Raw genomic sequence first — 9,213 nt, 5'->3', positions numbered from 1 at the left:
CCGCTCCTCGAGGAGCGGGGCCGCGGCCTTTTCCGGGGGGACCAGCGTCCGGTGCAGGCTGTCTGCCGGCGCGGAGAACGCGAGGGGCCCCGCACCGGCAGGTGCGGGGCCCCTCGCTCGAACGTGTCAGGCGTTGCCGGACAGCTTCTCGCGCAGCGCGGCGAGCTGCGCGTCGCTGGCCAGCGAACCACCGGTCGACTCGGCGGTGCCGGTCTCGGCACCCGTCTCCGACGAGTAGTTGGTGCCGGAGACACCCGCGGCAGCCTCGGCGGCCTCGTCGGCAGCCATCTTCTCGATCTGCGCGGTGTGCATCTTGTGGCGACGCTCGGCCTCCGCGTAGCGGGACTCCCACTCCTCACGCTGCTTCTCGAAGCCCTCGAGCCATTCGTTGGTCTCGGGGTCGAAGCCCTCGGGGAAGATGTAGTTGCCCTGCTCGTCGTAGCTGTCGGCCATGCCGTACTTCGACGGGTCGAACTCGGCGTTGTAGTCCTCGTTCGCCTGCTTCAGCGACAGCGAGATGCGGCGACGCTCCAGGTCGATGTCGATGACCTTGACCATCGCGTCGTCGCCCACGGCCACGACCTGGTCCGGAACCTCCACGTGGCGCTCGGCCAGCTCGGAGATGTGCACCAGGCCCTCGATGCCCTCCTCGACGCGGACGAACGCGCCGAACGGAACGAGCTTGGTGACCTTGCCCGGGACGATCTGACCGATCGCGTGGGTCCGGGCGAACTGACGCCACGGGTCTTCCTGGGTGGCCTTGAGCGAGAGCGACACGCGCTCCCGGTCGAGATCGACGTCGAGAACCTCGACCGTGACCTCGTTGCCGACCTCGACGACCTCGGACGGGTGGTCGATGTGCTTCCAGGACAGCTCGGAGACGTGCACCAGACCGTCGACCCCGCCCAGATCGACGAACGCGCCGAAGTTGACGATGGAGGACACGACGCCCTTGCGGACCTGGCCCTTCTGGAGCTGGTGCAGGAACTCGCTGCGGACCTCGGACTGGGTCTGCTCGAGCCAGGCGCGACGCGACAGGACCACGTTGTTGCGGTTCTTGTCGAGCTCGATGATCTTGGCCTCGATCTCCTTGCCGACGTACGGCTGCAGATCGCGGACGCGGCGCATCTCGACGAGCGACGCGGGCAGGAAGCCACGCAGGCCGATGTCGAGGATCAGGCCGCCCTTGACGACCTCGATGACGGTGCCCTTGACGGCCTCGTCCTTCTCCTTGAGCTCCTCGATCGTGCCCCACGCGCGCTCGTACTGCGCACGCTTCTTCGACAGGATCAGGCGGCCTTCCTTGTCCTCCTTGGTGAGAACCAGGGCCTCGACCTCGTCGCCGACGGAGACGACCTCGTTGGGGTCGACGTCGTGCTTGATGGAGAGCTCGCGGGACGGGATGACGCCTTCGGTCTTGTAACCGATGTCGAGCAGCACCTCGTCGCGATCAACCTTGACGATGGTGCCTTCCACGATGTCGCCATCGTTGAAGTACTTGATCGTGGCGTCGATGGCGGCGAGGAAATCCTCGGCGGAGCCGATGTCGTTGACGGCTACCTGCGGCGAGGTGACGGTGGTGGAGGGCATGTGTTGAGTTGCTCCGGACGGGTTGGTGTCGGTTGATGAAGTTCGGTCGGACAAGCGGACCGCGCGCCGCGCGAACGCCACGCACACTCCGCCGCGGGCGCCCGCGCCGGATCCTTATCGGGCCACGGGCGGACACTCGCGATCATCAGGCTACGCGTCCCGGTGCTAGCTGGGCAAACCCGGCCCGGGCGCGGCGGGCCCGCGGCTCTACGCTGAACGACATGTCCGACGACCGTCACGCCCACGCCCAGTCCGTCCTGGGAGCCACCCGCGCAGGTCGGGCCCGCCTCGGCACGCGGGCCAGTGAGCGCGCGAGCCGCACCTGGTGGGACGCCGACGCCGCGGACTACCACCGCACCCACGGCGAGTTCCTCGGCGTGGACTCGGCGGAGGGCGAGTTCGTGTGGTGCCCGGAGGGGCTGCACGAGGGCGACGTGCACCTGCTCGGCGACGTCGCCGGCAAGGACGTCCTCGAGCTCGGCTGCGGGTCGGCGCCGTGCGCCCGCTGGCTCGCGGGCCGGGGCGCCCGGGCGGTGGGTCTGGACATCTCCATGGGGATGCTCGCGCGCGGGCTGACCGCGATGGACCGCGGCGGGCCGCGGGTACCGCTCGTGCAGGCCGGCGCGGAGGACCTGCCCTTCCCGGACGCGAGCTTCGACATCGCGTGCTCGGCGTTCGGGGCGGTACCGTTCGTCGCCGACTCGGCGCGGGTCATGCGGGAGGTCGCGCGGGTGCTGCGCCCGGGCGGGATCTGGGTGTTCGCGGTCAACCACCCCATCCGCTGGATCTTCCCGGACGACCCCGGTGAGCGGGGACTGACCGCGATGCTGCCGTACTTCGACCGCACCCCGTACGTGGAGGTCGACGAGGCCGGCGTCCCCACCTACGTCGAGCATCACCGCACCGTCGGGGATCGGGTCCGAGAACTCGTCGCGGCCGGCCTCGAGGTACGCGACATCGTCGAACCCGAATGGCCGGAGGGGCTCGACCGCGAGTGGGGCCAGTGGAGCCCGCTGCGCGGGGAACTGTTCCCCGGCACCGCGATCTTCTGCAGCCGTAAACCGGACTGACCCGCCCGCGACCGCCCGCCCGGCCGATCACCCGTCCGGCCGATGCCCGGTCCCCGCCTGTGTCATGGTCGTGGGGTGACGCCCGCCGAGGACGACTCCGGCGCACCGCGAGCGCCCCGCGCCGATCACCGCGACCCGCCGCGGCACGGCGGCCGGTAGCTGCCCACCACGCGGCTCGACGCGTTCTCCGACGGCGTCTTCGCGATCGTGATCACCCTGCTCGTCCTCGAACTGGACGTACCCGACTCCGCAGCCCGGCTGCTCGAGGACCTGCGCGCCGAGTGGCCCTCCTTCCTGGGATACCTGGTCAGCTTCGCCTTCATCGGTGGTGTGTGGGTCGCCCGCAGCAACCTCACCAGGTTGCTGCGGGCGACCGACGGGGTCTTCCTGCGCCTGAATCTGCTGCGGTTGCTGTTCGTGACCGTCCTGCCGTTCACCACCAGCCTGATGGCGACCCACCTGTCCGACGCGGCGCGAAGGCCGGCCACGGTGGCGTTCGGCCTGAACCTGGCCCTGGCGATACTCATGAGCAACGTGCTGATCGCCTACGCCGTGCGCAACGCCGACCTGACCGACGAGGCGGGCCGGGCCGAACTGCCGGCGCTGGCCCGGGAACGATGGTCGGTGGCGGTACTCATGGCCGCATCGACCCTCCTGGCGGCGTTCCTGCCGCAGCTCGCGGTGGCGTTCTACCTCGCGGTGGCGGTGCTTCTGCTCGTCGAGCCGTTCCGGCTTCTCCGGGTGCCCCGGCACCGAGCAGGCACCGGGTCCGCGTGAACCGGCACCCGGGGGCCTTCGGCCCTTCTGGTCGCCGGAGCGGCCGCCTATGTTGGGCAGCAGGACGACCCGTCCCTCCCACAGACGGGAGACGACCGTGAGCGAGCCTGCGACCCCGGGGCAGGACGATGCCCTGCTGCTCTCGGTGGTCCGGGATCTGGTGGCCGAGAGGTACACGGTCGATCGCGCGGCCGGCACACGGCTCGACAGCGTCTTCGATCGTGATCTCGGGCTCGACAGTCTCGCGGTCACCGAGCTGATCTCCCGCGTCGAGGATGCGTTCGGGGTGAGCCTGGAGCGTGGGGTGCTCGGCACCGTGACCACCCCGCGTCAGCTGCTGACGGCGGTGCACCACGCACCCGCGCGGGAGCGCCGCCGGCCGGTGCCCGCGCGACGGGCGGCGCCCCCATGCACCGACCGGACGCCGGACGCGACCGCGACCCTGACCGAGGCGCTCTCGTGGCACGCCCGCACCCATCCGGATCGGGTCCACCTGCGCATTCTCACCGAGGGACACCAGAGCGAGATCAGCTACGGCGAGCTGCATTCCGCGGCTGCCACGGTGTCCGCCGCGCTGCTCGCCCACGATCTCCGGCCCGGTGACGCGGTCGGCCTCATGCTTCCCACCAGCCGGGACTACTTCACCACATTCACCGGCGTGCTCCTGGCCGGGGGCGTCCCGGTACCGGTCTATCCGCCGGCGCGTCCCTCCCAGCTCGCCGAGCACCTCCGTCGGCAGGTGCGCATTCTCGACAACGCACGGACCCGTGTGCTGGTCACCGACCCGGAGGCCGCCCGCCTGGCCCGGTTGACGCGCGGCCAGGTGGAGACGGTGCGCCACGTCCTGACCCCGGGCGACCTGGCCGGCTGCGGGGAGGCGACCGGCGGACCGCGCGGCGCCGGCGACATCGCCCTGTTGCAGTACACCTCCGGCAGCACCGGCGACCCCAAGGGCGTGACCCTGACCCACGCGAATCTGCTCGCCAACATCCGTGCGATGGGCAAGGCAGCCGAGGTCTCCACCTCCGACGTCTTCGTCAGCTGGCTGCCGCTCTACCACGACATGGGCCTGATCGGCGCCTGGTTGTCCGGCCTGTACTTCGGGGTGCCGCTGGCGGTGATGTCCCCGCTGGAGTTCCTCGCCCGCCCGGCGCAGTGGCTGTGGGCAATCCACACCCACCGCGGCACCCTGTCGGCGGCTCCGAACTTCGCCTACGAGTTGTGCCTGCGCCGAATCGCCGACGCCGACGTCGAGGGACTCGACCTCGGCTCGCTGCGCATGCTGTTCAACGGCGCCGAAGCCGTGAACGCGGACACCGTGATCCGGTTCGGCGAGCGGTTCGCCGCCTACGGACTCCGCCGCGAGTCCCTGGCCCCGGTCTACGGGCTGGCCGAAGCATGTGTCGGCCTCACCTTCCCGCCCGTGGGACGGGGACCGGTGATCGATTCGGTCGCCCGCGAACGTTTCCTGCGCACCGGCCGGGCGGCCCCCGCCACCGACGAGGACCCGAACCCGCTGCGCTTCGTCGCCTGCGGCCGGCCGATCCCGGATCACCGGATCCGGGTGGTCGACTCGGCTGCGAACGTGCTCGGCGACCGGCGCGAGGGCCGGATCGAGTTCCGCGGCCCCTCGGCCACCGCGGGGTACTTCCGCAACCCGCAGGCGACCAAGGCGCTGTCCCGGCACGGCTGGCTCGACACCGGCGACCTCGGCTATCTCGACGACGGCGAACTCTACGTCACCGGCCGCATCAAGGACCTCGTCATCCGCGCGGGCCGCAACCTGCACCCGGAGGAGCTCGAGCGGGCGGTGGGCGAGATCCCGGGACTCCGGAAGGGCTGCGTGGCGGTCTTCGCGACCTCCGCGCAGACCGCCGGCACCGAACGCCTGGTCGTGCTGGCCGAGACGCGCGAGACCGAGACAGCCACCCTGGACCGGCTCCGGGAGCGCATCGTCGGGGTCTCCGTGGATCTGCTCGGAACACCGCCGGACGACATCGTGCTCGCCCCACCCGGAACGGTGCGCAAGACCTCGAGCGGCAAGATCCGGCGTTCCGCCACCCGGCAACGCTACGAGCAGGGCGACGTGCGAGCCCGTCCCCGGCCGGTGTGGTGGCAGCTGACCCGCTTCGCGGTCCGCGGCGCGATCCCGAGCCTGCGGCGGGCGGCGCAGCTCGTCCGGACCGGTGCGTTCGCCCTGTGGTGCTGGTCGATGGTCCTCGCGGTCGGCCTGCCGACCCTGATCGCCATGGCGGTGCTGCCCCGCCTCCCGGCGCGCCGCGCGGCCGCGCGCAGGGCCGCCCGCGGTCTCGCCCGCCTGACCCGCACCCCGGTGACCGCGCAAGGGGCCGAGCATCTCGTGCGGCTGCCGAACTGCGTAGTGGTCGCCAACCACGCCAGCTTCCTCGACGGCATCGCGTTGTCGACGATCCTGCCGGGCCGCTACACGTTCGTGGCCGGGGAGGTCTTCGAGCGCAAGCCGTTCATCGGTTTCCTCCTGCGGCGGATCGGTACGCGGTTCGTCGAACGGACCGAACGTGAGCAGAGCGTGGCCGACGCCGATCGGCTGGTCGAGGAGGCACGCGCCGGGGGCCGCCTGGTGGTGTTCCCCGAAGGCGCGCTGTCGCCGGTGCCCGGGCTCCGGTCCTTCCACCTGGGTGCGTTCGTGATCGCCGCACGGGCGGGTCTTCCGGTGGTCCCCGTCGCGATCACCGGCACCCGCGCGATGATGTGGCCCGATCACGGCAGGATCATCCACCGCGGAGCGATCCACCTCGCCGTCGGCGAGCCGATCCTCCCGTCCGGAGACGGCTGGGACGCGGCCGTCGCGCTGGAGCGCGCAGCGCGGGCCGTGATCGCCGAACACTGCGGAGAGCCCGACAGCGGCCGCTGAGGAGGCCCGACCGCTAGAGCAGCTTGGACAGGAACGACTGGGTTCGTTCGTGCTGCGGATTGCGCAGCAGTTCCCTGGGAGCACCGGCTTCGACGACCACGCCGCCGTCCATGAACACCAGTTGGTCGGCGACCTCGCGGGCGAAGCCCATCTCGTGGGTGACCACCATCATCGTCATCCCGCCGGCGGCGAGGTCCCGCATCACCGCGAGAACCTCGCCGACGAGCTCGGGGTCCAGGGCGGAGGTGGGCTCGTCGAAGAGCATGAGCTTCGGCTCCATGGCCAGGGCGCGGGCGATGGCCACGCGCTGCTGCTGGCCGCCGGAGAGCTGGGCCGGGTAGGCGTCGGCCTTGGCCGCGAGCCCGACCTTGTCGAGCAGTTCCCGCCCCAGCGCGACGGCGTCGGCGCGGCGCATCTTCTTCACCAGCATCGGCGCCTCGATGACGTTCTCGAGGGCCGTGCGGTGCGGAAACAGGTTGAAGTGCTGGAACACCATGCCGATCTCGCGGCGCTGCTTGGCCGCCGCCCGCGGGCTCAGCTCGTAGAGCTTGCCCCCGCGTTCGGCGTAGCCGACGAAATGGCCGTCGACGTGCAGGCGGCCGGCGTCGATGTTCTCGAGGTGGTTGATGCAGCGCAGGAAGGTGGACTTACCGGAGCCGGAGGGCCCGATCAGGCATGCCACGGTGCCGTCGGGCACGTCGAGCGACATGCCGTTGAGCACCCGCAGGGCACCGTAGCTCTTGTAGACCCGGTCGGCCTGGACCATCGGTGTCATCGGCGTTCTCCTCCGGGGATGTCGGGTGCCTGCGCCGCGCCGGGCTCGACGGGGACGGGCTTGCCCTGCGCGTCGGCGAGAGCCTGCAACTGCCGCGCGGTGAGCTGGCGGCTCAGGCCCTTCGAGTAGTGCCGTTCCAGGAAGTACTGGCCCACCATGAGCAGGCTCGTGATGGCCAGGTACCACGTGGCGGCGACCAGCAGCAGCGGGATGGGCTGGAAGTTGGCGCCGGAGATGTCCCGGGCGCGGCCGTAGAGCTCGAGGCTGTACGGCACCGCCGCGACCAGCGAGGTGGTCTTGAGCATGCTGATGAGCTCGTTGCCCGTCGGCGGAATGATCACCCGCATCGCCTGCGGCAGGACGGTGCGGCGGATGGTCTGCGACCACGACATGCCGAGCGCCACCGAGGCCTCCGTCTGGCCTTCGGGGACCGAGCCGATCCCGGCGCGCACGATCTCGGCCATGTAGGCGGCCTCGTTCAGCCCGAGGCCGATCACGGCGAACAGGAAGGCGGCGTTGATGCCCTGCAGGTCGATGTGCACGAACTGGTGCACGAACGGGATGCCGAGGTCGAGCTGCTTGTAGATCGAGGGGAACAGACCCCAGAACACCAACTGCACGTAGACGGGGGTGCCGCGGAAGATCCACAGATACACCCACGAGACGGTCTTGAGCACCGGGTTCGGTGACAGGCGCATGACCGCGAGGAGCACGCCGAGGAGCACGGCGAGCAGCATCGCCAGCACGGTCAGCTGCACGGTCTTCCAGGCCGCCTCGGTGATGCGGCGGTCGAACAGGTACTGCGCGTACACGTCCCAGCGGTACGCCTCGTTGGTGGCGGCGCCGTAGAGGAACAGCGCCAGCAGCACGGCGACGACGATGCCGGCGATCCAGCGGCCGGGCCGGCGCAGCGGCACGGCCTTGATGGTTTCCGGTTCGGTCTGCGGTTCCGGTCCGGTGACGGATGTCGAGCGGTCGCTCATCGCACCCCTTTCGCTCAGCTCGTCGCCGCGTTGATCTGCGCGGTGTCGATGGTTCCTTCTTCCATGCCCCACCGCTGCGCGATGCGCGCGTAGACGCCGGAGTCGATGAGGTGCTGCATCGCCTGCTGCAGCACGGGTCCGAGGGGCGAGCCCTTCGCGACGACGAAGCCGTAGGGGGCGGCGTCGAACACGGCTCCGGCGGTTTCGAGCCGGCCGTCGCTACGGGCGATTGCGTACGCGGTGATCGGCGAGTCGGCCGAGAGGGCGTCGACACGGCCGAGGATGAGGGCGTTGGTGGCCTCGTCCTGGCTGTCGTACTTGACCTTGTCGATCGGCGGTTTGCCGGCGGCGACGCACGCCTCGCTCTTGGCGGGCACCTCGTCGATGTCCTCGTAGGTGGTGGTCTGCACCGCGACCCGCAACCCGCAGGCGTTGTCGGGGTCGACGTCGTCGCCGACGCGCTGGGCCCATTGCACGCCGGCGCTGTAGTAGGTGACGAAGTCGACGGACTGTTCGCGTTCCTCGGTGTCGGTGAACGACGACGAACCCATGTCGAACGTGCCGGCCTGGACTGCGGGGATGATGCGGTCGAAGTCGGATTCGCTGAACACCGGACGGACGCCGAGGACGTCGCCGAGGGCGTCGACGAGTTCGACCGCGAAACCGACGATGCGCCCGTCGTCGTCCTTGAACTCGTTCGGGGCGTACGGCACGTTGACGCCCACCTTCAGCTCGCCGGTCGCCGCGACGGGCGCCGGCAGCTGGTCGGCGATCGCCTCGACCCGTTCGGCGCCGACCGGTTCGCCGGGCGGCACGGTCGACTCGGTGTTGACGACGCAGCCGGACAGGACCGCGGCCGTCAGCAACGTCCCGAGCAGCCCCGCGACGAGGCGTCGGCGGCCGGTCGGTCCGGTAGGTGCTGGTTCGTCCACAACCGCACAGTATCCATCGGCGGGCCCGGATTACGGAATCCGCCCCGGACGGCCCTCGGTGTCGACGGCCGCACCTGCCTACCGGTCGCCGGCGGCGACCGGTACGTAGTTGCCGACGTCGGCGACGACGCCGAGCTCGAGCCGGAACGCGGCCGGGTCGAACCCCCGGCGTGCGTGGCTCTCCTGCAGGGCC

Annotated in this window: 7 protein-coding genes; 3 read left to right on the top strand and 4 right to left on the bottom strand. The window is 70.7% G+C overall.

What is annotated here, in order from left to right; all coding sequences use genetic code 11:
- Nucleotides 1-126 precede the first annotated feature (126 nt).
- Nucleotides 127-1,590 carry a 30S ribosomal protein S1 gene (gene rpsA / locus CQZ88_RS21750; RefSeq protein ID WP_029543987.1) on the bottom strand — a complete coding sequence of 488 codons (1,464 nt, stop codon included), beginning with the start codon at nucleotides 1,588-1,590 and terminating at the stop codon, nucleotides 127-129.
- 221 nt (nucleotides 1,591-1,811) lie between these two features.
- On the opposite strand from rpsA, the gene CQZ88_RS21745 reads away from it, so the two are divergent.
- From CQZ88_RS21745 to CQZ88_RS21735, 3 genes are all read left to right on the top strand, one after another.
- The gene (locus tag CQZ88_RS21745; RefSeq protein ID WP_102800299.1) at nucleotides 1,812-2,660 is read left to right on the top strand and encodes a class I SAM-dependent methyltransferase; all 849 of its coding nucleotides are present in this window, start codon (nucleotides 1,812-1,814) and stop codon (nucleotides 2,658-2,660) included.
- Nucleotides 2,661-2,819: 159 nt separating this feature from the next.
- The gene (locus tag CQZ88_RS21740; protein WP_258008721.1) at nucleotides 2,820-3,437 is read left to right on the top strand and encodes a TMEM175 family protein; all 618 of its coding nucleotides are present in this window, start codon (nucleotides 2,820-2,822) and stop codon (nucleotides 3,435-3,437) included.
- A gap of 97 nt (nucleotides 3,438-3,534) precedes the next feature.
- Nucleotides 3,535-6,330 (top strand): AMP-binding protein, encoded by a 2,796-nt coding sequence (locus CQZ88_RS21735; RefSeq protein WP_102800298.1) that lies wholly within the window; start codon nucleotides 3,535-3,537, stop codon nucleotides 6,328-6,330.
- Nucleotides 6,331-6,343: 13 nt separating this feature from the next.
- Here the strand turns inward: CQZ88_RS21735 and CQZ88_RS21730 are convergent, their stop codons facing one another.
- From CQZ88_RS21730 to CQZ88_RS21720, 3 genes are read right to left on the bottom strand one after another with little or no spacing between them, the layout of a single operon-like run.
- The gene (locus CQZ88_RS21730) at nucleotides 6,344-7,105 is read right to left on the bottom strand and encodes an amino acid ABC transporter ATP-binding protein (protein WP_006941148.1); all 762 of its coding nucleotides are present in this window, start codon (nucleotides 7,103-7,105) and stop codon (nucleotides 6,344-6,346) included.
- Nucleotides 7,102-8,088, bottom strand: a complete 987-nt coding sequence (locus tag CQZ88_RS21725) for an amino acid ABC transporter permease (protein WP_006941147.1) — start codon at nucleotides 8,086-8,088, stop codon at nucleotides 7,102-7,104. The genes CQZ88_RS21730 and CQZ88_RS21725 overlap by 4 nt, the downstream gene beginning before the upstream one ends.
- Before the next feature lie 14 nt (nucleotides 8,089-8,102).
- Nucleotides 8,103-8,966, bottom strand: coding sequence for an ABC transporter substrate-binding protein (locus CQZ88_RS21720; protein ID WP_050036368.1), 864 nt, complete (start codon nucleotides 8,964-8,966; stop codon nucleotides 8,103-8,105).
- Nucleotides 8,967-9,213 lie beyond the last annotated feature (247 nt).

Origin of the sequence: Rhodococcus sp. ENV425 (assembly GCF_002887785.1) — a bacterium.
Classification (GTDB): domain Bacteria; phylum Actinomycetota; class Actinomycetes; order Mycobacteriales; family Mycobacteriaceae; genus Rhodococcus; species Rhodococcus aetherivorans.
Note: the sequence above shows the minus strand (reverse complement) of the source record. Positions and strands in the feature narration are given on the sequence as shown.

Coding starts and splice junctions, on each gene's coding strand:
- rpsA (WP_029543987.1), bottom strand. CDS start 1,590: ATGCCCTCCACCACCGTCACCTCGCCGCAGGTAGCCGTCAACGACATC.
- CQZ88_RS21745 (WP_102800299.1), top strand. CDS start 1,812: ATGTCCGACGACCGTCACGCCCACGCCCAGTCCGTCCTGGGAGCCACC.
- CQZ88_RS21730 (WP_006941148.1), bottom strand. CDS start 7,105: ATGACACCGATGGTCCAGGCCGACCGGGTCTACAAGAGCTACGGTGCC.
- CQZ88_RS21725 (WP_006941147.1), bottom strand. CDS start 8,088: ATGAGCGACCGCTCGACATCCGTCACCGGACCGGAACCGCAGACCGAA.